The sequence below is a fragment of the Caulobacter sp. GW821-FHT09H08 genome (assembly GCF_059415885.1).
This window is the reverse complement of record NZ_JBWKOC010000006.1, coordinates 214,370-238,348: the sequence shown is the minus strand read 5'-3', so window position 1 is coordinate 238,348 and position 23,979 is coordinate 214,370. Positions and strand designations below refer to the sequence as shown.

15 protein-coding genes and 1 tRNA gene are annotated in these 23,979 nt (G+C 67.4%); 11 read left to right on the top strand and 5 right to left on the bottom strand.

The window, feature by feature from the left end; translation table 11 throughout:
• Positions 1-48 precede the first annotated feature (48 nt).
• Positions 49-123: transfer RNA gene (locus AC07NN_RS21115), tRNA-Val, on the top strand.
• Between the two features lie 63 nt (positions 124-186).
• Here AC07NN_RS21115 and AC07NN_RS21110 read toward each other — a convergent pair.
• Both AC07NN_RS21110 and AC07NN_RS21105 read right to left on the bottom strand, forming a co-directional pair.
• Entirely contained in the window at positions 187-1,491 is a 1,305-nt protein-coding gene (locus AC07NN_RS21110; RefSeq protein ID WP_494645478.1) for a polysaccharide lyase 6 family protein, read from the bottom strand.
• Positions 1,492-1,498: 7 nt separating this feature from the next.
• Positions 1,499-2,806: an L-fuconate dehydratase gene (locus AC07NN_RS21105; protein ID WP_494645476.1), complete on the bottom strand. Its 1,308-nt coding sequence runs from the start codon at positions 2,804-2,806 to the stop codon at positions 1,499-1,501.
• Between the two features lie 402 nt (positions 2,807-3,208).
• Between AC07NN_RS21105 and AC07NN_RS21100 the strand changes: the two genes are divergently transcribed.
• Both AC07NN_RS21100 and lldD read left to right on the top strand, forming a co-directional pair.
• Positions 3,209-3,991, top strand: a complete 783-nt coding sequence (locus AC07NN_RS21100; RefSeq protein ID WP_494645474.1) for an IclR family transcriptional regulator — start codon at positions 3,209-3,211, stop codon at positions 3,989-3,991.
• An 87-nt stretch (positions 3,992-4,078) separates the two neighbouring features.
• Positions 4,079-5,215: an FMN-dependent L-lactate dehydrogenase LldD gene (gene lldD / locus AC07NN_RS21095; RefSeq protein ID WP_494645472.1), complete on the top strand. Its 1,137-nt coding sequence runs from the start codon at positions 4,079-4,081 to the stop codon at positions 5,213-5,215.
• 94 nt (positions 5,216-5,309) lie between these two features.
• Here the strand turns inward: lldD and AC07NN_RS21090 are convergent, their stop codons facing one another.
• Positions 5,310-7,658 (bottom strand): glycoside hydrolase family 95 protein, encoded by a 2,349-nt coding sequence (locus tag AC07NN_RS21090; RefSeq protein WP_494645470.1) that lies wholly within the window; start codon positions 7,656-7,658, stop codon positions 5,310-5,312.
• Between the two features lie 125 nt (positions 7,659-7,783).
• Between AC07NN_RS21090 and AC07NN_RS21085 the strand changes: the two genes are divergently transcribed.
• The 3 genes from AC07NN_RS21085 (at position 7,784) to AC07NN_RS21075 (ending at position 14,661) form a co-directional block, all read left to right on the top strand.
• A complete protein-coding gene (locus AC07NN_RS21085; protein WP_494645468.1) occupies positions 7,784-8,989 on the top strand; it encodes an SGNH/GDSL hydrolase family protein in 1,206 nt (401 codons plus the stop codon).
• Between the two features lie 193 nt (positions 8,990-9,182).
• On the top strand, positions 9,183-12,170 hold the full coding sequence (locus AC07NN_RS21080; protein ID WP_494645466.1) for a TonB-dependent receptor: 2,988 nt from the start codon (positions 9,183-9,185) through the stop codon (positions 12,168-12,170).
• A gap of 121 nt (positions 12,171-12,291) precedes the next feature.
• Positions 12,292-14,661: a glycosyl hydrolase family 95 catalytic domain-containing protein gene (locus tag AC07NN_RS21075; protein WP_494645464.1), complete on the top strand. Its 2,370-nt coding sequence runs from the start codon at positions 12,292-12,294 to the stop codon at positions 14,659-14,661.
• Here AC07NN_RS21075 and AC07NN_RS21070 read toward each other — a convergent pair.
• Positions 14,658-15,932: an MFS transporter gene (locus tag AC07NN_RS21070; RefSeq protein WP_494645462.1), complete on the bottom strand. Its 1,275-nt coding sequence runs from the start codon at positions 15,930-15,932 to the stop codon at positions 14,658-14,660. The genes AC07NN_RS21075 and AC07NN_RS21070 overlap by 4 nt on opposite strands.
• A gap of 168 nt (positions 15,933-16,100) precedes the next feature.
• On the bottom strand, positions 16,101-18,926 hold the full coding sequence (locus AC07NN_RS21065) for a TonB-dependent receptor (protein WP_494645459.1): 2,826 nt from the start codon (positions 18,924-18,926) through the stop codon (positions 16,101-16,103).
• A 415-nt stretch (positions 18,927-19,341) separates the two neighbouring features.
• On the opposite strand from AC07NN_RS21065, the gene AC07NN_RS21060 reads away from it, so the two are divergent.
• The 5 genes from AC07NN_RS21060 (at position 19,342) to AC07NN_RS21040 (ending at position 23,979) form a co-directional block, all read left to right on the top strand.
• On the top strand, positions 19,342-20,049 hold the full coding sequence (locus tag AC07NN_RS21060; protein ID WP_494645457.1) for a FadR/GntR family transcriptional regulator: 708 nt from the start codon (positions 19,342-19,344) through the stop codon (positions 20,047-20,049).
• Positions 20,050-20,396: 347 nt separating this feature from the next.
• Positions 20,397-21,017, top strand: a complete 621-nt coding sequence (locus AC07NN_RS21055) for a lytic transglycosylase domain-containing protein (protein WP_494645455.1) — start codon at positions 20,397-20,399, stop codon at positions 21,015-21,017.
• The gene (locus AC07NN_RS21050; RefSeq protein ID WP_494645453.1) at positions 21,017-21,337 is read left to right on the top strand and encodes a TrbC/VirB2 family protein; all 321 of its coding nucleotides are present in this window, start codon (positions 21,017-21,019) and stop codon (positions 21,335-21,337) included. Before AC07NN_RS21055 ends, AC07NN_RS21050 begins: the two co-directional genes overlap by 1 nt.
• 3 nt (positions 21,338-21,340) lie before the next feature.
• Positions 21,341-21,628, top strand: coding sequence for a VirB3 family type IV secretion system protein (locus AC07NN_RS21045; RefSeq protein WP_494645451.1), 288 nt, complete (start codon positions 21,341-21,343; stop codon positions 21,626-21,628).
• Entirely contained in the window at positions 21,607-23,979 is a 2,373-nt protein-coding gene (locus AC07NN_RS21040; protein WP_494645449.1) for a VirB4 family type IV secretion/conjugal transfer ATPase, read from the top strand. Before AC07NN_RS21045 ends, AC07NN_RS21040 begins: the two co-directional genes overlap by 22 nt.

Below are 23,979 nucleotides of genomic sequence, written 5' to 3'. Positions count from 1 at the left end.
GCCCCCTCCTCTCGCGGAACGGTCCCTCGCGGCCCGAACCGACAAGGCGGATGCTTAGCTCAGCGGGAGAGCACCTCGTTCACACCGAGGGGGTCACAGGTTCAATCCCTGTAGCATCCACCATTCTCTTCTATCCCGAAATTCAGCACCCGACCGCAGGCGTCGCGCCCGCGCGTCCGAAGGCGGCTATCGGCTCTTGAGGTACCAGGAGACGCCCGTCGACGCGCGATCGAGCACCGTCAGTCGCCCGGCGCCGACGCCCGGTGCGCCATCGACTTCAAGCAGGCCGTTGGCGCCGCGCTTTAGCCTGACCTTCGGGTCGCGGAGATTGTCGCTCACGGCGATCCCGCTGGCGTCGCCGACGACGCGGATCGGGTCGGAACCGTCCAGGTTCACGATGACGTTGGCGCTGACCCGGCTGTTGATCGGCGGCGCGATGCGTTCCTTGTCCAGGCCCAGGCCGAACACGATGGAGCGGGCATTGACGATCGTGTTGCGCTCGATGACCGCGCCGTCGACCTGGACGTAGCGATTGGCCGGGCTGTTGGGCACGCCGTACATGACGCTGAGGGCGCTGAAGAACCCCTCCCCGGCCAGGTTCTCCATGTAGTTGTCGCGGACGGTCTGGCGGCGATTGATCACCCGGATCCCGCCCGTGCGCGGCTTGCCGTTGCCCAGGAAGACATTGCCCTCGACGAGGTTGCCGTCGCCGTGCCGCAGGACCAGCGAACCCTGGCTCTCGAAGAAGACATTGCCGCGGATGACGTTCGCGCCCGACTTGTTCGAGACGATCTCGACCTCGCCGTCGCAGTGCTCGAACCAGTTTTGGTCGACGCTGGTGTGCGAGTCGGAGTCCGCCTGGTGGCTGGTGCCGACGCGAATGGTCTCGCCGCCATTGACGCCGAGGTCCGGGCGCGCGCCGAAGAAGTTGTGATCGATGCGGTGGTGGTTGTTCAGCCCGTCGACGGGATCGCGGACCACCACCAGCGTCGCGCCGGCGTTGGTCTTGCCGACGATGTGACCGTGGTCGAAGCGGTTGCGCTCGCCATACATGGCCACCCAATGATCGGCCTCTTCCCGCGTGGGCTTGTTGAAACCGTCGATGACGATGCCGGTCACCCGGGTGTCGTCGGCATGATCTCCCGCCGCGCGCCGGAACGAGATCAACTCGCCGCCGGGCGCATAGCCGTCGCGGAACACCAGGTTGGAGATGACTAGGTGCGAGCCCGACAGCTTGAGGCTCGACTTGCCTGAGAAGACGACACGGCCTGGCGCCTGGGCGGTCAGGGTGATCGGCTTGCCGGCGCGACCCTTGCCTCGGAATTCCAGCTCGACATCGCGCCAGACGCCGTTGGCAAGGACGATGGTGTCGCCCGGCGCGGCCCTGGCCAACGCCTTCTCGTACTGCGCCGGGGTCCTGACCAGCGTCCTGTGCTGGGCCAGGGCCGGCTGAGCGCTGGCCAGCAGGGCGATGGCAACGAGGACCCGCACGACCGTCTCAGCCCACAACGCCGCGCCGTGGCTGGCGCTCGGCTCGATACTCGTACTGGGCCAGGGAAAGCGGCTTCATCTCGATGGAGAACCCCGGCGCTTGCGGCGGCATATAGGCCGCGTCGCGGATTACGCACGGCTCGACGAAGTGCTCGTGCAGGTGATCGACATACTCGATCACGCGGCCCTCATGCGTGCCGGCGAAACACAGGTAGTCGATCATCGCCAGATGCTGGACGTACTCGCACAGCCCCACTCCACCCGCGTGCGGACAGACCGGCAGTTCGTACTTGGCGGCCATCAGCAGGACGGCGAGCACCTCGTTGACCCCGCCCAGGCGACAGGCGTCGATCTGCACGACGTCGATGGCCTGGTTCATGATGAACTGCTTGAAGAGGATGCGGTTCTGGCACATCTCGCCGGTAGCGACCTTGATGTCGCCGATGCCCGCCTTGATGCGGGCGTGGCCATAGACGTCGTCGGGGCTGGTCGGTTCCTCGATGAACCAGGGCTTGGCGAAGGCCAGGGCGTTGACCCAGTCGATCGCCTGATCGACATCCCAGACCTGGTTGGCGTCGATCATCAGGGTGCGGTCAGGACCCAGCACCTCGCGCGCGACGCGGACGCGGCGGATGTCGTCCTCGAGATCGCGGCCGACCTTCAGCTTGATATGGCGGAAGCCGGCGTCGACGGCCTCCTGCACCAGGCGGCGCAGCTTGGCGTCGTCATAGCCCAGCCAGCCGGCCGAAGTGGTGTAGCAGGGGTAGCCTTCCGCCAGCAGGCGCTCGCGGCGCTCGGCCTTGCCTTGGGCGCGCGCCTCCAGCAGCGCCAGGGCCTCTTCGGCCGTGATGCAGTCGGTCAGGTAACGGAAGTCGATGCAGCGGACCAGTTCGGCTGGCGACATGTCGGCGACCAGCGCCCAGACCGGCTTGCCCTCGGCCTTGGCCCACAGGTCCCAGACGGCGTTGACGACGGCGCCGGTCGCCAGGTGCATGACGCCCTTGTCCGGACCGACCCAGCGCAGTTGGCTGTCGCCCGTCAGGTGACGCCAGAAGCGCGCGGGGTCTTCCTTGACCCACTCCAGCTCGATGCCGACCACCAGGTGGCGCATGGCCTCGATGGCGGTGACACACAGGTCGTTGCCGCGCCCGATGGTGAAGGTCAGGCCGTGGCCGTGCAGTCCGGCCTGATCGGTGTCGAGCACGACATAGGCGGCCGAGTAGTCGGGATCGGGGTTCATGGCGTCGGACCCGTCCAGCGACTGGCTGGTGGGGAAGCGAACATCGATGGTCCGCAGGCCGGTGATCCGGGTCATCGGCGCGGGCTCAGGATGGTCTTCTTCAAGGCTCGTCTCCACTCGGTCCGCGAACGTCTCGCCCGCCAGATCGGCTTGAGCGTATCGAAAAAGGTAGCGCTACCAGCTTGCATGACGACCCCGTCGGTGCAAGCATACTTGAAGTTCCGTTTTACTTGTGCACCTTCCGCTTGTCCCCACGGACGCGTGACGTCGCGCCCCTTGCTCGCGCTTGCGTGAGCTTGGTCACGACTGGAGATTTCGTATTTTGCATATGAGTTTGATATTTGTATCTGAAATAAAGTCAATCGCGCGGATGCCTGAATCCGCGCGGGAGCGCGACAGCGCGTGGTTTCGCAAGACCACTTCGCGTCCCGTCGACCATCGGCTAGGCTTTCGCCTGTGAAACGGCGGGGGACGGCAGTGGACGTATCGAGCAAGGCTGACGGCGAAGAGCAGCGCTATCGCGCGCCGGCGCTCGAGAAGGGCCTGGACATCCTGGAGCTGATCTCGCGGGCCAGCGAGCCCATGACCATCGGCATGATCACCCAGGCGCTGGACCGTTCGACGGGCGAGCTGTTCCGCATGATCCAGGTGCTGGAGTATCGCGGCTTCATCGAGCAGGTCGGCAGCGGCTACCTACCCACGACCCGGTTGTTCGCGCTGGGCATGCAGCAGGCCCCGGTGAAGTCGATCCTGGAAGTCGCCCTGCCCGTCATGCGCGACCTGGCCGAATCCGCCGAACAGAGCTGCCACCTGGCCCTGCGCGCCGACGGCGACATCGTCGTGGCCGCCCGTATGGAGTCGGCCAGCCTGCTCGGCTTCTCGGTGCGGATCGGCTATCGCCAGCCGATGGCCCTGACCGGGTCGGGTACGGTGCTCTACGCCTTCCAGACCCCCGAGACCCGGGCGCGCTGGGAGAGCTTTTTCTCCCCCGACTTGCCGGCCGATCGCCTAGCGGCCTTCCGCACCCGCGCCGACCGCGCTCAGGCCAACGGCTATGACGAGCATCCCAGCGACATCGTGCCGGGCATCGTCGACCTGGCCGCGCCAGTCCTGCGGGGCGAGATCGCCGCCGCCGCCCTGACCATGCCGTTCGTCCGCAAGGTCCCCTTGAAGGTCGAGCAAGGTCACGCCTTGCAGCTGGTCCGGGAAGCCGCCAAGCGCATCTCGGCGGAGCTGGCCTCGTCGGACGTCCGGGTCTAGCCGCACAGCGTCCAAAGCGGGCCTAGGCGTTTCGTTTTCTATATGAAATAGACATTCATATAGAAAACGATTCCGGACTCACGCCCCATGATCGCCACCTCGACCGAGGATTTCCGGCAGGCCGCGCGCCGCCGGCTGCCGCGCTTCCTGTTCGACTATATCGACGGCGGCTCGGGCGATGAGCGGACCCTGCGCGGCAATGTCAGCGACCTGGCCGGCCTGGCGCTGCGCCAGCGGGTGCTGAAGGACGTCGGCGGCGTCGACCTGACGACCTCCCTGTTCGGCCAGCAACTGGCCGCGCCCATCGTGCTCGGTCCCGTCGGCCTCAGCGGCATGTATGCGCGGCGGGGCGAGGTCCAGGCTGCTCAAGCGGCGGCCGCGCGCGGCCTGCCCTTCTGCCTCTCGACGGTGTCGGTCTGCGCCCTGGACGAGGTGGCCGCCGCCAGCCCGGCGCCGATCTGGTTCCAGCTCTATGTCATCCGCGATCGCAGCTTCATGCGCGACCTGATCGCCAAGGCCAAGGACCAGGGCGCCAGCGCCTTGGTGTTTACGGTCGACATGCCCGTGCCGGGCGCGCGCCGCCGCGACGCCCACAGCGGCCTCTCGGGACCGATGGCGGCCTTCCGGCGCTACGCCCAGGTCCTGGGCAAGCCGGACTGGGCCTGGGACGTGGGGGTGCGGGGCCGTCCGCACCAGCTGGGCAATGTCGCGCCGGTGCTGGGCAAGACCAGCGGCCTGGAGGACTTCATGGGCTGGCTGGGGGCCAATTTCGATCCGACAATCCAGTGGCGCGACCTGGAATGGATCCGGGACGCCTGGGACGGCCCGCTGATCATCAAGGGCGTGCTGGAGCCCGACGACGCCCGCGACGCCGTGCGCCTGGGGGCCGACGCCCTGGTGGTCTCCAACCACGGGGGGCGCCAGTTGGACGGCGCTGTGTCCACCGCGCGCGCCCTGCCCAGCATCGCGCAGGCTGTCGGCGACGACCTGACCCTGCTGGCCGACTCCGGCGTCCGCTCGGGCATGGACGTGGTGCGGATGCTGGCGCTGGGGGCCAAGGGCGTGCTGCTGGGCCGGGCCTGGGTCTACGCCCTCGCCGCCGCCGGCGGTCCTGGCGTCGGCCGACTGCTCGACATGATGACGGCCGAGATGCGCACGACCCTGGCCCTGGCCGGCCTCTCGGCGGCGCGCGACGTCGACGGGCGCGTGCTGGATCCCCGATAAAAGAAAGGCCGGGCGGCGCTGTAGCGCTGCCCGGCCGAGGAATACCCGCCAATGGGTAGAGGCTATGTCGGCGGGTGTTCGGTAACGACGCGGGTCAGGCGCCCGTCAGGGACGGCCCCTCCAGCGTCACGCGCCCGCCAGCGGGCACGAGGATGTCGCGGCTCGCCCCGCCGCATCGGATCGTGCGCTTGCCGGCGGTGGCGAAGCGCAAGGTCACGCGCTGCAGCTTGCCATCGCGCCAGGAGATGTCGGCGAGACCGGTGTTGCGCACCCGGACGCCGCGCAGCGATCCTTGCGGCCAGGCCATGGGCAGGGCCGGCAGGAGATCGACGATGTCGCCCTTGCTCTGGATCAGCATCTCGATGATCGCCGCCGCGCCGCCGAAGTTGCCGTCGATCTGGAACGGCGGGTGGGCGTCGAACAGGTTCGGATAGGTCCGCTCGCGGGCCAGCAGCAGGCGCAGCACCTCGTGGGCGTGGTCGCCGTCCTTCAGGCGGGCCCAGAGGTTGATGCGCCAGGCGATGGCCCAGCCGGTGGTCTTGTCGCCCCGCGTCTCGAGCGTCCGTTTGGCGGCGGCGGCCAGGTCGGGATGGACGGCCGGATCGAGCTGCCAGCTGGGATAGAGCCCATAGAGGTGCGAGACGTGGCGGTGCTTGGGGTCTGGCGCGACCGCGTCCCAATCGTCCTTCCACTCCATCAGCTGCCCGCCGGCGCCGATGCGCGTGGGGGCCAGTCGCTCCCGGGTCTTGGCCAGGTCCTGACGGAAGTCGGCGTCCAGGCCCAGGATGCGGGCGGCTTCGCGGGTGTTGTCGAACAGGTCGCGCAGGATCTGCATGTCCATGGTCGGCCCCGCGCACAGGGTCGAGCCGAAGCCGTGGCGGTTCTCCGGCGAGTTGGTCGGACTGGTGACCAGCCAGCCGGTGGTGGCGTCGGTCTGCAGGGTGTCGAGGAAGAACAGCGCCGCGCCGCGCATGATGGGATAGGCGCGGGCCAGGAACCGCTTGTCGCGGCCGTAGTCGTAGCGCTCCCACAGATGCAGGCACAGCCAGGCGCCGCCCGTCGGCCATAGTCCCGCCTTGGCGTGGTCGAACGGCGCGGTCCCGCGCCACAGGTCTGTGTTGTGGTGCGCCACCCAGCCGCGCGCGCCGTACATCTGCCTGGCCGTGACCGCGCCTCGCTCGGCGATGTCGGCGATCAGGTCGAACAAGGGTTCGGCGCACTCGGCCAGTCCACCGGCCTCGGCGGGCCAGTAGTTCATCTGGGTGTTGATGTTGATCGTGTAGTTCGAACCCCAGGGCGGCTTGACCTGGTCGTTCCACAGACCCTGCAGGTTGGCTGCCTGGCCGCCCGGCCGCGAGCAGGCGATCAGCAGGTAGCGGGCGTACTGGAAGTACAGCTCCGCCAGGCCCGGATCGTTGGTCGTCTCGTTGCGGGCCAGGCGCAGGTCGGTCGGCAGGCCGATGTCGTCCTGGCCGCCCAGGTCCAGGGTCACGCGGTCGAACAGGGCGCGGTGCGCGGTGGTGGCGGCGCGCACCAATTGGTCGAAGGTCTTGCCGGCGGCCTTGTCGATCTGGCCGCGCGTGATCGCGTCGGGATCGCCGCTCACATCGTCATAGCGCCGATAGCTGGTGGCCATGGCGACCAGGATGGTCACGCGATTGGCGCCGCGCACCTCGATCCGGCCGTCGACGGGCCGCGTCGAGCCCCCCTGGGCCAGGACCCGCGCGCGACCGCAATAGGTCAGCTTGCCCGGCGTGCCGGCCTCGCCGTCGTTGTTGCGGCCGGCAATCTTGATCGTGTTGCGGCCCTCCAGCACGACCTGCTGGATCGTCTGGGCCGAGGTCAGGGTGACGTCGAAATTCAGAGCGCCCGGCCGGCTGGCCGTGACCTCCATGGCGATGACCTGATCGACGGGCGAGGCCAGCATCCGCCGGCGATAACGGACGCCGTCGATCTCGAAGACGGTCTCGGCCAGGGCGTTGTCAATGTCGAGCGAGCGGCGATAGCCGCTGACGGTTCCTTGAGCGCCGATGAAGCGCAGGCCCAGATCGCCAAACGGCTGGTAGGCCATCTCGCGCGGCGGCGTGGCCACCAGGGTCTCGTTGGCCCTCTGCTCGGCCTCGGCGTAGCGGCCGGCGGCAATCAGGGCGCGCACGGGGCCAAGGCCTTCGCCGGCGCGCTTGTTGACCGGGTCGTAGGGGCCGCCGGTCCACAGGGTGGCTTCGTTCAGTTGCAGTCGCTCGGCCCAGACATCGCCGAAGATCATCGCGCCCAGGCGGCCATTGCCGATCGGCAGGGCCTCGACCCATTCCTTGGCGGGCTGCCGGTACCAAAGGACGTGCGCGCCGCCCGTGGGCGTGGTGGTGTCGGCCAGGGCCCGATCCAGACCGAAGGCCGCGGCTGCCGCGCCGAGCTGGCGACGTGTCAGGGTCTTGCGGGCCAAACTCTCACTCCCAGGCGCTGCGATCTCCGCCGCAACGTCCTAGGGTTAGCGTAGACCAAGATTGTTTCATAGATGAATTTCATATCCATTAGTGACAAAATTGCTTTTTGCGAAGGACGGTAAGCATGAACAAGCGCCTGAGACAGCCCTCCAGCCAGGCCGCCAACCTGTTCGGCGCAGCCGCCTTCGCCATGTTGGCTGCCGCTTCACCCGTGGCCGCCGCCGACTGGATTCCGGTCTGGACCGCCTCGCCCACGCCAGACCTGAAGGATGGCCCCGGCGGCGTATCGCGGGGTTTCAAGGACGAGAGCGTGCGCCAGGACATCCGCCTGGCCGGCGCCGCCAAGGCTCTGCGCTTTCGGATCAGCAACGAGCTGGGAACCGAGCCGCTGACGCTGGACGCGATGACCGTGCGAGGCGCGGCTGCGGCTGTCCCGGTGCTGTTCGACGGCGCGGCGGCGGTCGCCCTGCCGCCGGGCGGCGTCGTGGTCAGCGACGAGGTGACCGTGACCGCCCCTGCCCTCACCGACCTCGCCGTCACCATCCACTTCCCGGAAGCCGTCTTCCCCGCCGTCCGGCGCACAGCGGTTCGCGTGGCGCCGGGACGCGCCGAGGTTGGCGACAGCCTTCCCGTGGCGGCGCGCCAAAACGTCGTCTCGACGGTCTATGCGCGCGTCGACAAGGCGCCGAAGGTCGTGGTGGCGCTGGGTGACTCCATTACCGAGGGCTCCACCGCCACCGTCGGCGCCAACCGCGACTGGCCCTCGATGCTGGGCCAGCGCCTGAACGCCGCCTGCCCAGGGCGCTATGTCGTCGTCAACGCCGGCATCAGCGGCAATCGGCTCGTGGACCATGGCCGCAGCCCCTCGGCCATGGCGCGGCTGGATCGCGACGTGCTGTCCCTGCCGCGCGTGGATTATGTGGTGCTGCTGGAAGGCATCAACGACATCCGCCACAGCGGCGCGCCGAACTTCAAGCCGGGCCGAACGGCGAAGGAGACCATCTCGGCCTACCGCCAGATCGTCGGCCGATTGAAGGATCACGGCGTCACGGTGATCGGCGGCACGGTCACCCCGTTCGAGGGTTCCGACCGCTACGACGCGACGTCCGAGGCGACACGTCAGGCGATGAACGCCTTCATTCGCACCGGCGGCCTGTTCGCCGGCGTCGTCGATTTCGACGCCGCTATCCGCGATCCGAAGAAGCCGCTGTCGATGGAAGACGCCGCGAGTCGCCCGGACCGCCTCCATCCGAACGACGAGGGCTATGCGCGCATGGCCAAGGCGGTCGATCTCTCGCTGTTCGGCTGCCGCGCCAAGGGCGGCCGCTAGCCCACCTCAGACCCCATCCCGACACTGCCGAAGCCGCCCGCCGCAAGGCCGGCGGCCCCGTCGCCGTGTGCGAGATAGTTTATACTCAGACAAGTTCATCAGCAAAATTCATATTCACTGGTGAAGAAACTTGTTGACGAAGGAGGGGTCAGCGCGCCAATTCGGTCACATATAAAAACAAGGGGAGTGGAACATGCGTTTGAAGAACACGGTGCTTTTCGCATCGGCCAGCGCGATGTGCCTGATCACTGCAGCGCCGGCATTGGCGCAGCAAACCGCGACGCCGGCGTCGGCCGAGCAGCCGGCGACCGCCGTCGCCGAAGTCGTCGTGACGGGCTTCAAGCAGAGCTACGCCAACGAAGTGCGCACCAAGCGCACCGCCATCGAGATCACCGACGGCATCTCGTCGGACGACCTGGGCCGCATCCCGGACCTCAACATCGGTGAAGCGCTGCAGCGCGTGCCCGGCATTCAGATCAACCGCGAGGCCGAGGGCCGCGACGCGACGGTCAACCTGCGCGGCCTGCCCGGCGAATTCGCCCGCACCACCCTGAACGGCGTGGCCTTCGCCGAGCCGATCCTGCAGTCCTCGACCCCGCTCGGCGCCTTCTTGTCTGACGTTTTCAGCGCGGTCCGCATCGAGAAGTCGCCCATGGCCCACGCCCAGGCGGGCGGCGTCAGCGGCAATATCGACCTGCAGATCCAGGGAGCCCTATCGCGCCGTGAAGGCGGCCGCGTGAAGGCCTCGTACGACTACAACGAGCTGGGCAAGCGCGGCGAACCCAGCTTCACGCTCGGCTACAACAAGCACCTCACGAACAACTTCGCGGTCTTCGGCATCGCGGCGTTCAAGCACGAGAACTTCCGCCGCGACTCCGTGCTGTTCAACAGCTACGGCACGCTGACGACCGCGCTGACGCCGGACCTGATCACCCGCTACGCCGACTACTACGCGCCGACCGGAACCTGCACGACCACCTACGCCTCGGTCTCGGGCTGCGTCGCGGTGGCCGGCGGCACGGGCAAGCTGTCCCAGACGGGCGTGCAGTACGTGGCCCAGAGCCGCCAGTACACGCGCGTCAATGTCGGCGACCAGTTCTCGGCCGCCGGCGGCGCCGAGTGGAAGATCAACGACGAGCTGAAGTTCGGCGTGACGGGCCTGTTCACCCGCCGGACCCAGAGCAATACGAGCCAGAACTTCAGCACGGCGAACTATTCGGGCACCGGCGCCAAGATCACCCCGACGGGCAACCTCTCTCAGGGCCCGAACGGCTCGTACTACATCCAGGACTTCGACTTCTCGGGCATCAACCTGGTCGAGGACTCGCGCCTCTTCCCGCAAACCCAGAAGGCCTGGGGCTTCAACCCGAGCCTGGAGTATAAGAACGACCTCTGGCGCCTGTCGACGATCGCCACGATCTCGAAGGCCAGCAACGCCTCCGAAGAGCAGTACGTCACGTTCAACCGGGTGCAGGTCGCCACGGGCAACGGCATCAACGGCAGCTTCTCGAGCGGCGGCGGCGACTTCTCGAAGTATCGCCAGAGCTTCACCACCACCGCGCCGATCTTCAATGTCGACGGCAACCCGACCTGGATCCAGGGCTCGGCGACCACCAGCAGCGCCGAGTTCACCAACTGGTACAACTCGGTTGCCGGAACGCCCAACCGCCTGCGCTTCAACATCAGCGGCATCCAGGCCTATGCCGACAGCAAGATCGAGGCGTTCCAGCAGGACATCGAGCGCCAGCTCGACTTCGGTCCCCTCTCCTCGATCCAGTTCGGCGGACGCTTCGAGCGGAACGACTACACGTCGCGCGGTTCGAAGATCAACGCGGTCGGCATCCAGTCCCAGAACATCAAGGACAGTTTCCGCCTGACCAGCCCCAGCGCGGACGACTTCTTCGGCGGTTCGCTGCCGGGCATGAACACCAACTGGCGCATCACTGACGTGCGGGCGCTGTTCAAGGCCCTGCAGCCGGTGACGCCGTATGAAGGCGCGCCGCTGGCGTTCAACGGGTTCAACCAGACCCTGAACGACGACGTGAACATCGGCCGCTACAACTTCAACAGCATCACCGACATCACCTCCGGCTATGTCGAAGGCAAGTACGCCAGCCAGCTGTTCTCGGTCCCGGTGCGCGGCTCGGTGGGCCTGCGCTACGAGCACACCGAAAAGACGATGGATACGCTGAACCGTATCAAGACCTCGACCACGAACCTCGGCAGTCTCTCGGACTACGCCTATCGCCGGTACGAGGACAGCTACGGCCAGTGGCTGCCGTCGGCGATCGCCGTCTTCGACGTGACCGACGACTTCATCGTCCGCACCGCGGCCTATCGCACCTATGTGCGCCCGCACCCGCGCCAGTTCTCGCCGGTCACCCTGGTGGGCACGCCCAGCGATACGAACGTCATCACGGCGACGCTCGGCAACGCCGAACTGAAGCCCTACACCTCCACCTCGTTCGACGTGTCGATGGAGTGGTACAATCGCCCGGGCGGCCTGGTGGCCCTGACGGTGTTCCAGAAGCGCCTGCACAACTTCATCCAGCAGGTCAGCGGCGCGAAAGCGCTGTGCCCGACGGACGGCGGCACCTTGGGCCTGGGCCCGCTCAGCCTGCAGGGCGACCTCTGCTATACGGGCGCCGGACCGGACGCGAGCGGCGACCTGCAGACCGTCAACCTGACCGGCTACGTCAATTCGGCGACGCCCTACACGCTGCGCGGCGCCGAGTTCAACGTGCAGCAGAACCTGGACTTCCTGCCGGGCTTCTGGAGCAACTTCGGCGGCGCATTCAACTACGCCTACACGGTCGTCGACGGCAAAGGCCCGACCGGCGCCAAGGTCTCGCTGCCAGGCATCTCGAAGCACAACTTCAATGTCATCGGCTACTACGAGACCGACCTGTTCGGCGTTCGCCTGACCTACAACTACCGCACGGACTACGACGTGCCGGACGCCGCTATCTTCGGCTTTGGCGGCGCGGCGCGGCGGGTGAAGCCGCGCGGCCAGCTGGATGGCTCGGCCTCGTTCAACCTGCGCAAGGGCACCAGCATCTCGGTCAGCGCCTTCAACATCACCAACGCTGTCCGTCAGGAGTACCAGGGCATCGAGGCGATGGCGCGTCGTCAGGACTATGACGGCCGCACCTTCCGCATCGCGTTCAACTCGAAGTTCTAGCCAAACGCGGTGAGAGCTCGACGCCGGATGGACCTCCACCTCCGGCGTCTCCTCATCCCGTCGTGGGCGACCTCGTCCCCCCGTGGGTCGCCCACATACCCTTTCGCGTGAGAGCCGCCCCATGACCATCACCCGTCGCACGGCCCTGAAGCTCTGCGTCTCAGCCGCGGCCCTGGGCGCGCTTGGGGCGCCGTTGGCGGCGAACGCCCAGTCAGGTCCGATCGACTGGGCGAAGTTCCTGGCCCGCCACGACATGGTCTGGACGAAGTTGCCCAAGGCCTGGGACGAAGGGCCGTTCCTGGGCAATGGCATGATGGGCGCCCAGCTCTATTTTGACGAAGCCGCCAGCGCGCTGCGCCTGGACGTGCAGCGCTCCGATTTCCAGGACTACCGCGCCCTCCCCGACCAGACCGGCATCCGCACCCCGCGCCTGCCGATCGGCCACTTCCTGCTGCGGACCAAAGGCAAGCTCGCCGACGACGTCCAGATGCGTCTGGTCCTGCACGACGCGATCCTGGCGGCCAGCGTCGCCACCGACCTTGGCCAGATCGACCTGCGCCTCTACGTCCATGCCGACGACATGGCGATCGTGGTCGAGACCACGGGCCGGTCGGGCGAGGTCGACGCACACTGGGAATGGGTCGGCGAGGAGGCGATCAGCCCGCGCCAGACCTGGGGCCTCGAACACAACGTTCCCCGCTTCGTCGTCGCCGACTATCAGAACAACCCGGCGGGACACACCGCTCAAGATGGCCGGGAAAGCCTCTGGCTCCAACCCCTGCTGGTCAGCCAGGGCGGCGCCGCCACCGCCTGGCGTCGGGACGCCGGCCGACTGATCGTCAGCGCCGGTTTCGACAAGGACAGCCTCACGACCGCGCGTGCCTCGGCCCTGGCCTCCGTGCGCACGGCGTTCGCCGATCCATCGCTGCTCAAGCGCCACCAGGCCTGGTGGCGCGCCTACTATCCGGCCAGCTTCCTCAGCATTCCGGACGCGCGGGTCGAAAGCTTCTACTGGATCCAGATGTACAAGCTGGCCTCGGCGACGCGCGCCGACCGGCCCTATATCGACAACCAGGGTCCCTGGCTGCAGCCGTCCAGCTGGCCCTATGCGACCTGGAACCTGAACGTCCAGCTGAACTACTGGGCCCCGCTGACGTCGAACCGCGCGTCGCTGGCCTACTCCCTGGTCCGGACGATCCACGACAACCAGCAGCAGCTGATCGACAATGTCGAAGCGCCCTACCGCCACGACTCCTCGATCATGGGCCGGTCGGCGGGGCGGAACCTGCTGTCGCAGCCGCCGGCTCCGAAGCCGGGAGACCGCCGCACCAAGGTCGGACAGCGGGTGTCCGGCGATCCGCCCGAGGTCGGCAACCTGCCCTGGGCGCTGCACAATGTCTGGCTGGTTTGGCGCCACACCATGGACATCTCGGTGCTGCGCGACACGCTCTACCCGGTGCTGCGCCGCACGACGAACTACTACCGGCACTTCCTGGAGCGTGGCGAGGATGGCCGCCTGCACCTGCCCTCGACCTATTCGCCGGAGTTCGGCTATGCGCCGGACCTCAACTACGATCTGGCCGCCCTGCGCTGGAGCTGCACGGCCCTGCTGGAAGCGGTCGAGCGCCTGAAGATCGCCGATCCACTGATCCCGGAATGGAAGCGGATCCTGGCCGAGCTGGTCGATTATCCGCGGGACGAGACCGGCTTCATGATCGGCGCTGGCCAGCCGCTGAGCGCCTCGCACCGGCACTATTCGCATCTGCTGATGGCTTACCCGTTCTACCTGGTGAACCGCGACCAACCGGGCGGCGCGGAGGTGATCGAGCGGTCCCTGAAGCACTGGCAGTCGATGCGGGCAGCCCTGCGCGGCTATTCTTCGACCGGCGGCTCGTCGATCGCCTCGGCCCTGGGCAAGGGCGACGAGGCCCTGACCTACCTGCAGAGCCTGTTCACCGAGCATCTGCGCCGCAACACGCTCTACAAGGAGACGTGGCCGGTCATCGAGACGCCGCTGTCGGGCGCGCAGTCGGTGCACGACATGCTGCTGCAGAGCTGGGGCGGCGTCGTGCGCCCCTTCCCGGCCGTCCCCAGCGCCTGGGCCGACGTGACGTTCTCGGACCTCAGCGCCGAGGGTGGTTTCCTGGTCAGCGCCAAGCGGCAGGCCGGCGCCACCCAGTGGGTCCGCGTGAAGAGCAAGGCCGGCGAGCCGTTCGTCATCGAAACCGAGATCGCCGATCCGGTGGCCAGCGTGAACGGCCAGGCCCGGAAACTCGAAGCCGTCGGACACGGCCGCTACCGCGCCAAGCTGGCCGCCGGCGAACAGATCCTGATCCACGCCCGAGGCCACAAGCCGGACCTCTCGATCCGGCCGGTGGAGGTGGTCGGCGCGACCAACAGCTTCGGCCTCAACGCCAACCAGGGCCCGATCCCGCCGCCGGGGCCGGAGTACTCCCCCGACGGCGGCTGGGTGTGGCGTCGTCCCGCCTAGACCTTCGCCGGCGCCATCTTCGGCGTCAGCAGCTGGATGGCCAGCAGGCCGATCAAATAGACCGACGCCGCGATCCAGAAGATCGGCTGGTAGCTGCCGACCTTCTCGAGCACGAAGCCGACATACTGCGACATGACCATGGCTCCGAGTGCGCCCAGCGCGCCGCCGATGCCGATCACCGAGCCCACGGCCGAACGCGGGAAGACGTCGGACGGCAAGGTCAGCAGGTTGGTCGAGAAGCCCTGGTGGGCGGCGGTCGCCAGGCCGATGACCGCCACCGCGCCCCACAGGCTGTCGATCTGCGAAGCGAAGGCGATCGGAGTCACCAGCAGGGCGCAGATCAGAAGCGAGACCTTGCGCGCGGCGTTCAGGCTCAAGCCCCGACGCAGCAGCGAGGACGACAGCCAGCCACCAGCGACGCTGCCGAAGTCCGACATCAGGTAGATCACCACCAGCGGCGGGCCGAAGGTCTTCAGGTCCAGGCCGTGGCGTTTGTGCAGGAAGTCCGGCAGCCAGTAGAGATAGATCCACCAGATCGGATCGATCGCCAGCTTGCCCAGGGCGTAGGCCCAGGTCTCCTTGATCGTCAGCAGCTTGCCCCAGGCGACCTTGTCGACCACGTCCGGCGGATCGTGGGTGATGATCGCCAGCTCGGCCGCGTTGACGCGCGGATGCTGCTGAGGCTTGCGATAGAGCGCCAGCCACAGTGGGAGCCAGACGAGACCCATCGCCCCCGTGATGATGAAGGCCCAGCGCCAGTCCAGCCACAGCACGATGGCCGGCACCAGGATCGGGGTGACGATCGCCCCGATGTTGCCGCCGGAGTTGAAGATGCCGGTGGCCAGGGCCCGCTCCTTCTTGGGGAACCACTCGGCGATGGCCTTGGTCCCGGCGGGGAAAGCGCCGCCCTCCCCGACGCCGAGCACCGACCGTGCGGCGATGAAGCCGGTCACCGTGCCGGCCAGGCCGTGGGCGATGTGGCCGACGGTCCAGATGCTGAAGGCGACGGCGAAGCCGATCTTGGCCCCCAGCCGGTCGACGATGCGACCCCAGAACAGATAGGCCACCGCATAGGCGGCGCTGAAGAAGCTGACCATGGTGGCGAAGTCGCGCTCGCGCCAGCCGAAGGCCTTGTCGAGATCGGTCTTCAGCAGGCCCAGCGTCTGGCGGTCGATGTAGTTGAACACCATGGCCGTCACCAGCAGTCCGCAGACCACCCAGCGGAAACGGCTGGCGCGCGGACTCGGCGGCGCGCCCTCAAGCGTCGTCATGTCTCTTTCCTCCCCGGAATGACCCGGATGTTCTTCGAAGCGGCATTCTTTGGACCGCGTCGGGACAGCTACTAGGAAACCGGTGTCATCATCAAGTCGAAGACCCGTGTTTGGCGAAAAAGTGGGGCGCCGAGGGGAGGACCACGGCGCCCCAAAAGGACCCGTGAATTAGAACGTGTACCGGAGCCCCACCACGAACTCGCGGCCGGTGTGGTGGTAGACGGACTCCATGTCCTGCGGCCCGATGAACTGGTCCTGGAACTGATCGGTGAGGTTGATGCCCTCGATCGAGAACTTCAGGCGCGGGTTGATCGTGTACTGCAGCGAGGCGTCGATATTCAGCGTCTCGTTGGTCCCCTGGAACGGGATCGGCGTGACGGCCGTGTTGTCGGCGCCGGGCACCGCGGTCAGGTAACGGCTACGCCAGGCGGCCGAGACGCGGGTGCTGATCTTGCTGTCCTCGTAGTAGAGCGTGGCGTTGTACGAGTGCGGCGACAGGTTGGTCAGGTTCTGGCGGGCGATGGTCACCCCTGCCCCGTTCACATAGTTCACCTTGGCCAGCACGCTGGTGTAGTTCAGCAGCACGCCGGTGTGACTGAGCAGGCCCGGCAAGAACTTGAAGGCCTGCTGGTAATTGACCTCGAAGCCCTTCAGGTCGCCGCCCGGCGTCGACATCGGCGCCGAGAACGCCCAGGTCGTGGTGGTGACATTGCAGTCCGTCGTCTGGTTGCCGCAGGCCGCCAAAGCCGCGCTGTCGGGCAGGCCGAACGGGTTGCCCTGATAGGTCTGGTTGCTGGTCACCACCTGCACGAAGCTTGAGATCTTCTTCTTGAACAGCGCCACTGACAGCAGCGAGCCGGGCTGGAAGTACCACTCGGCCGCCAGGTCGTAGTTCGTCGCCCGGATCGGATCGAGGCTGGGATTGCCGGCCGTCACCGAGCGGGTCGAGCCCGCGACGTTGAAGCTGGCGCCCGGCGAGATGTTCACCAGCTCGGGCCGCGCCATCACCTTGCTAGCGCCGAAGCGGATCAAGAGGTCCTCGCGCGGCTCGGCCACCAGGTTCAGGCTGGGCAGGGTGTCGGAGTACTTCCGCTTGGAGACCAGCGGCGTCACCTGGCCTGCCACGAAGGTGTAGCCCGAAGACTCCTGCTCGGTCTGGACATAGCGGACGCCGACATTGCCCCGCACCGGAATGCCCAGAGCGTCGGTGCGGAAATCGGCCTGGAAGAAGGCGCCGCTGTCCGTCTCGACCACGCCCTTGTTGTTCGTCAGGGCCGGCGCGGTACCCATCTTGAAGAGGCCGCCCAGGGCGGTCTCGTCGTCCATGTGGAAGATCTCGTAGGCCTTCATCAGATCCGGGATCACCCAGGCCGTCGGCGTGCCGACCGGGATGCCCAGGCCCTTGCCGTTCAGCTTGGCGATCATGCTGTACGAGGACAGCGGCGCGATCGCGTTCAACTGCGCCACCTGGGCGGCGGTGAACACCTCGACATTGGCCGTGGAGCCGGCCGCGTCGATGCGGCGGCGTTCGGTGGTGACGAACTTGTACTTCTTGAAGTCCAGGCCGGCGCTGAACTTCAGCCCGTCCGACCAGGCGTACTTCGCCGACAGCTTGGCGCTGTCATAGTCGTTGCCAGCCGTGAGCTGGCGGGCCCGCAGCTCGCGCATCACCCAGCCCGACGGATCGGTCAGGTCCAGCGTTCCGTAGGTCAGGGCCGGATGGCGGCTGTCGGTGTAGTCGTAGCCGTAGCCCTGGATGTTGAACTTGTCGAAGGTCAGGGTCGACTGGAACGGGTTGTCGTGGAACGACTCCGAGTGGCCCAGATGCAGCTCCGCGCTCAGCTTGTCGCTGAACTCGTGATCGACCAGCAGGGTCACCTGCTTGAACTTGGTGTCCAGTCGATCGAAGCGGTGCTCCATCCGTAGGTCGACGTCGTTGAAGACGCCTTTGACCAGCACGTTGTTGCTGTCGATCGTGGCCGAGACGACGTTGAAATCCGCCACGCCGCAGTTGGTCGGCTTGTTGGCAGTCGTGCACGCCCCGCCGGTGCTGAAGGACGGCGCCTCCAGATAGTACTCGCGGCGCGTGGCCTTGAAGTCGGCATAGAGGCCGTCCAGCGTCACCAGCGTCTTGTCGCTGGGCTTCCACTGGATCGAGGCGGTCAGGCCGATCCGCTCCCCGTGATTGTCGAAGTGATCGTAGCGCGGGAAGCGCGGATGGAAGGCGTTGTTCAGCTGCGCCAGGGTCGGACCGTTGGCCGGCGCGGACTCGAAGCCCGGATTGAAGTTGCCGATATTGCTGCCCCAGCGGACCGTGCTGGAGCCTTCCTCGATGGTGTCGCGCTGCGAATAGGCGCCGGACAACAGCACCCCGAACTTGCCGTCGGCGAAGGTCTTCGAGACCAGGCCGGCCAGGCGCGGGCCGGTTTTCTTCGAAAGGTCGTTGTAGGAGGCCTGGGCCGAGGCGGCGAAACGGAAGTCCGAACTGCTGTCGAAGGGACGGCCCGCCTGCAGATCTACCGTGGCGCCCAGCGAGCCCTCTTCCTGCGCGGCCTCGGCGGTCTTGGCCACCTTGATCGAACTGAAGAGGTCCGAGGCGAAGACGTTGAAGTCGAACGAGCGGCTGCGGTTGGCGCCGCCCGAACTGTCGGCCCCGCCGGTGCTGGCCAGGGCTTCCATGCCGTTGATGCGGACGCGGGTGAATGTGGCGCCGAGACCGCGCACGGCGATCTGGCGGCCCTCGCCGCCGTCGCGCGCCAGGGCGACGCCGGGGATGCGCTGGATCGACTCCGACAGGTTGAGGTCGGGGAACTTGCCGATGTCCTCGGCCAGGATGGCGTCCACGGCCACCGAGCTTTCGCGCTTGGTGTTGAGGGCCTTGGCCAGGCTGCTGCGGAAGCCGGTCACGACGACCTCGCCGACCTCGGTCGAGTCGGCCTTGCCCGACGTCGTCTGGGCCATGGCCGGGACGGCCAGACCGACCGCGACACACATGGCGCTGGCCGACAAAAGGGCATGACGAGGCGATCGCCCGAACGGGCGTTGCTGATAGTTCACGATGGTATTCCTCCCAGGTGCGGAGCCCTTACCGCTCCGAAACTTCGACAAACCGCTCCACTCGCGGCCCCTGCGCGGGGTGTCGTGCTGGCTGGGACGCCAGACTGTTCTGGTGAGTTCTCACTGTGATTTTTTGGGGCGCGGCGGTCCTTACCTCGCAGCGCCGCGGACGCACCTGTGGCGTCCGATCAATAGGCCTCCCTCCCTCGGCTATCGCCGTTCTTTTATTATGTGACCCGGTCATATGATGAATTTTTGCGAACGTCGAGCCCTGTTCGCGCTGTCAGGGGTTTCAGCGGATTGAACGTGGTCAGACCACGCTCTAGGGTCACCTGAGCAGTTAGGAGTTCCCATGGCCCTCGCCCGGCGACGTTCGCTCGTCGACGAGATCTTCGATGACTTCGCCGACCGCATCCGCAGCGGCCGGTTGTCCCCTGGCGAACGCCTGCCGACCGAGAAGGTCCTGTCCGCCGATCTGGCCGTCAGCCGCACCGTCGTGCGCGAGGCCGTCGCCCGCCTCACCGCCCATGGCCTGACCGTGCCCAAGCAAGGCTCGGGCGTCTTCGTCGCCGAGGGTCCGCGCTACGAGGCCTTCCAGGTCACGCCCGAGGAGCTGTCGGCGCTTGAGGACGTCATGAAGCTGCTGGAGATGCGCGTGGCGATCGAGGCCGAGATGGCGGCCCTGGCCGCCGAGCGGCGCGCGCCGGCGGACCTCGAAGCGTTGTACGGCTACCTGATGGCCATGACGCCGGAGAACGCGGCCGACGACCAGGCCGTCGACGCCGACGTCGCCTTCCACCGGTCCTTGGCGCGCGCGACCGGCAACCAGTATTTCGAACGCTTCGTCGACTTTCTGGGCGTGCGCCTGGTGCCGCCGCGGGAGGTTGTTTTGGCCGGTCGCGACGAGACCGCTCACCACGACTACCTGCGGGGCATCTGGAAGGAACACGAGGCGATCTACGCCGCCGTCGAGAAGGGCGACCCCAAGGCCGCCGCCGCCGCCGCCCGTCGCCACATGACCAACAGCCTGCAGCGTCACGCCGAGCGCCTGAACCGCTAGGCCAGAGCGCGCGGCCCTGGCCTGAGCTTGGGTCGACCTTCCGGCTTCCTAGAATCGTCGATCCGCGCGATTCTCCTGACGGGAGATCAACGCGTGGCTGAGCTTGCTCGGCGGCGGAAGCTCGACAGCATTTGGTTCGCCAAGCTTAAGCAGCAATGAAAGCTTGGCGTTAATCACCGCTGCATTCGAGAACACCGCGCCAAAACAAGCTTAAGCGCGAGTTATTGTTGTTTATCAGCAGTTTTGACACTGAGAACAAAATGAAATGCGGTGACATGCCGCATTACATCTTCGACGTGTCCCGATACACAGTTAACCACGTTATCTAACCGCGGATGGGGGCGTCCTTGACGTTCGAAATCGCGCGCCGGGCGATGCTTCTGGTGGCGGCTGTTAGCTGCTGCCTCCTGGCTGGTCCCGTCGCGGCACAGGTCCTGGAGATCGGCGCCGACGGCGCCGTGACGCGTTTCGATCGCCCGTCCGTGTTCACGCAGGACGGCGCGCAGCCGATCGCGCCGCCGGCCGCTCCGATCGCGCCGCCTTCGGCCGACACCGAGGTCGTGCGCCAGCAACTCTCGACCGCCGCCGACGCCTACGCCCTGGACCCGAAGCTGGTCGAGGCCGTGGCCTGGCATGAGAGCCGCTTCCGCGCCAACGCCGTCTCGCCCAAGGGCGCCGTCGGCGTCATGCAGTTGATGCCCGGCACCGCCCGCGACCTGGGCGTCGATCCGTTCGACCTCGGTCAGAACATTCGCGGCGGCGCGCTCTACCTGCGCCGCATGATGACCGAGTTCGGCGGCGATGTGAGCCTGGCGCTAGCCGCCTACAACGCCGGCCCGGCCGCCGTCCGCAAGCACGGCGGGGTGCCGCCCTACGCCGAAACCCAAGCCTACGTGACCTCTATCCTCGGTCGGATGGCCGCCTCGGGCGCCGTCCTCGCCGTTCCAGTCCTCGGAGCTTCCCGCTGATGCGCAAGACCCTGAACACCAAAGCGCTCGCCCTCGCGGCCGCCCTCTCCTCGGCGGCCGCCCAGGCGCACGCCCAGGCCGTCCAGACCGATCCGCAGGGCTCCAGCGCGCTCCTGGCCGGGGTGCAGTGGCTGCAGGGCACGCTGATGGGCAATGTCGCCACCGCCGTGGCCGTCATGGCCGTGGCCGCCGTCGGCTTCATGATGCTGACCGGCCGCCTGAACTGGCGCTACGGCGCGACGGTGATCCTGGGCTGCTTCATCCTGTTCGGCGCCGCCACCATCGTCGGCGGCATCCGCGCCGCCGCCGGGGGCGCCTGAGCCATGGCCGCGCCGCTGGATCGCGACGTGGTGTTCGGCGCCCTGACGCGCCCGCAGATGTTCGCGGGCGTGACCTACAACTACTTCGTCATCAACGGGGTAGTGACCGCCGAACTCTTCCTGATCACCAAGTCGTTCTGGGCCATCGCGGCCGCGCTGGTGATCCACGCGATCGGCTACGCGGCCTGCCTGCGCGAACCCCGCATCTTCGACCTGTGGCTGACCAAGGTCAGCCGCTGCCCCCGCGTCCCCAACTTCCGAGCCTGGCGATGCAACAGCTACAGCGCGTAAATCCCAAGAAGGAAGTGACGGCCGGCAAGCGCCTGCCGTACGCCCGTCACCTGGACGACGTCACGCTGGAGACCCGCGACGGCCTGCTGATGCAGGTCATCCACCTGGCCGGTCTGCCCTTCGAGACGGCCGACAGCGAAGAGCTGAACTACCGCAAGGCCGTGCGCGACGTGATGCTGCGCGGCCTGGCGACCTCGCGCTTCGCCATCTACCACCACGTGGTCCGCCGCCAGGTCGACGCCCACACCCAGGGCGCCTTCCCGGACGCCTTTAGCGCCGGCCTCGACGCCACCTGGAGCGAGCGTCTTTCGGCCCGCAAGCTCTACGTCAACGACCTGTTCCTGACGATTGTCCGCCGCCCGCTGCAAGGCCATGGCGGCGTGATCGACGGCTTCCTGCGGATGCTCAAGGGGACCGGCAAGGCCGAGGCCGCCGCCGTCCTGGCCGCCGATCGCCGCGAGCTGGACACCGCCCGCGACAGCCTGATCTCGGCCCTCGCCCCCTATGGCGCGCGGGTGCTCGGGATCTATGACGGTGCGGCCGGCCGCTGCTCCGAACCGCTGGAATTCCTGTCCTGCCTCTACAACGGCGAGATGCGTCCGGTGCTGGTCCCGCAGGGCGACGCCGGCGAGTACCTGCCCTATCGCCGCGCCAGCTTCGGCCTGGAGACGCTGGAGCTTTCCCGCGCCGGCGCCCTGCCGCGCGGCTTCGGATCGATGGTCTCGGTCAAGGACTACCCGGCCCAGACCACGCCCGGGATGCTGGACGACCTGCTGCGCCTCCCGTGCGAGATGGTCGTCACCCAGAGCTTCGGCTTCGTCGACCGCCAGCCGACCCTGGAGCGCATGAACCTGGCCCTGCGCCGCATGAAGGCCGCCGATGACGACGGCATCTCGCTGCGCGCCGACCTGACCCGCGCCAAGGACGACGTCGTCTCGGGCCGCGCTGCGTTCGGCGAGCATCACCTGACCGTGCTGGTCCGCGACGAGACCCTGGCGGGCCTGGACCGCGCCACCGCCGAGGTGCTGTCGGCCTTCACCGAGATGGGCGCCATCGCGGTGCGCGAGGATATCAATCTGGAGCCCGCCTTCTGGGCCCAGTTCCCGGGCAACTTCAAGGATATCGCCCGCAAGGCGATGATCTCGACCGCCAATTTCGCCGGCTTCGCCAGCGGCCACAACTTCCCGGTCGGCCAGGCCGACAACAACCACTGGGGTCCGGCGGTGACGCTGCTGGAAACGACCTCGGCGGGGCCCTACCACTTCAACTTCCACAAGGGCGACCTGGGCAACTTCACCGTCATCGGCCCGTCGGGTTCGGGCAAGACCGTGGTGCTGAACTTCCTGCTGGCCCAGGCCCGCAAGTACGCCCCGCGCATCGTCTTCTTCGACAAGGATCGCGGTGCGGAGATCTTCCTGCGCGCCATCGGTGGCCGCTATGAAACCCTGCGCCCGGGCCAGCCGACCGGCTTCAACCCGCTGGCCCTGCCCGACAACGCCAACAACCGCCGCTTCCTCACCGACTGGGTCGCCCGCCTGGTCGCCGTTCAGGGCGAGACCCTGTCGGCCGACGACGCCGCGCGGATCAAGGACGCGGTCGACGCCAATTTCGACCAGGCTCCAGCCCTGCGCCGCCTGCGCTTCTTCGCCGAGCTGTTCCGGGGTTCGCGCCGTCCGGACGCCGCCGACCTGGCCGCGCGCCTGGCGCCCTGGCACGGGACGGGCGAGCACGCCTGGCTGTTCGACAACGAGGCCGACGGCCTGGATCTCGACGCCGCCACGCTGGGCTTCGACATGACCCAGCTGCTGGACGATCCGACCCTGCGGACGCCGGCCATGATGTACCTGTTCCACCGCGTGGAGCAGCGCCTGGACGGCCACCCGACCCTGATCGTCATCGACGAGGGCTGGAAGGCCCTGGACGACGACGTCTTCGTCGCCCGCATCCGCGACTGGGAAAAGACCCTGCGCAAGCGCAACGGCGTGGTCGGCTTCGCCACCCAGAGCGCCCAGGACGCCCTCGAGAGCCGGATCGCCAGCGCCATCATCGAGCAGGCCGCGACCCAGATCTTCATGGCCAATCCGAAGGCCCAGGCGAAGGATTACTGTGACGGCTTCGGCCTGACCCAGCACGAGTTCGAGCTGGTCAAGAGCCTACCCGACACCGCCCGCTGCTTCCTGATCAAGCACGGGACCGACAGCGTCGTGGCCCGCCTGAACCTGGCCGGCTCGCCCGAACTGCTGCTGGTCCTGTCGGGTCGCGAGAGCACGGTTCGCAAGCTGGACGCCCTGCGCGAAGAGCTGGGTGACGATCCGCAGGCCTGGATGGCCCGCCTGCTGGAGGCCGCGTGA

Excerpts from the sequence above, each read along its gene's own strand:
- AC07NN_RS21050 (WP_494645453.1), top strand. The coding sequence starts at position 21,017 with ATGCGCAAGACCCTGAACACCAAAGCGCTCGCCCTCGCGGCCGCCCTC.
- AC07NN_RS21075 (WP_494645464.1), top strand. The coding sequence starts at position 12,292 with ATGACCATCACCCGTCGCACGGCCCTGAAGCTCTGCGTCTCAGCCGCG.
- AC07NN_RS21045 (WP_494645451.1), top strand. The coding sequence starts at position 21,341 with ATGGCCGCGCCGCTGGATCGCGACGTGGTGTTCGGCGCCCTGACGCGC.
- AC07NN_RS21080 (WP_494645466.1), top strand. The coding sequence starts at position 9,183 with ATGCGTTTGAAGAACACGGTGCTTTTCGCATCGGCCAGCGCGATGTGC.
- AC07NN_RS21070 (WP_494645462.1), bottom strand. The coding sequence starts at position 15,932 with ATGACGACGCTTGAGGGCGCGCCGCCGAGTCCGCGCGCCAGCCGTTTC.
- AC07NN_RS21065 (WP_494645459.1), bottom strand. The coding sequence starts at position 18,926 with ATGTGTGTCGCGGTCGGTCTGGCCGTCCCGGCCATGGCCCAGACGACG.
- AC07NN_RS21105 (WP_494645476.1), bottom strand. The coding sequence starts at position 2,806 with ATGACCCGGATCACCGGCCTGCGGACCATCGATGTTCGCTTCCCCACC.
- AC07NN_RS21085 (WP_494645468.1), top strand. The coding sequence starts at position 7,784 with ATGAACAAGCGCCTGAGACAGCCCTCCAGCCAGGCCGCCAACCTGTTC.
- lldD (WP_494645472.1), top strand. The coding sequence starts at position 4,079 with ATGATCGCCACCTCGACCGAGGATTTCCGGCAGGCCGCGCGCCGCCGG.
- AC07NN_RS21040 (WP_494645449.1), top strand. The coding sequence starts at position 21,607 with ATGCAACAGCTACAGCGCGTAAATCCCAAGAAGGAAGTGACGGCCGGC.
- AC07NN_RS21060 (WP_494645457.1), top strand. The coding sequence starts at position 19,342 with ATGGCCCTCGCCCGGCGACGTTCGCTCGTCGACGAGATCTTCGATGAC.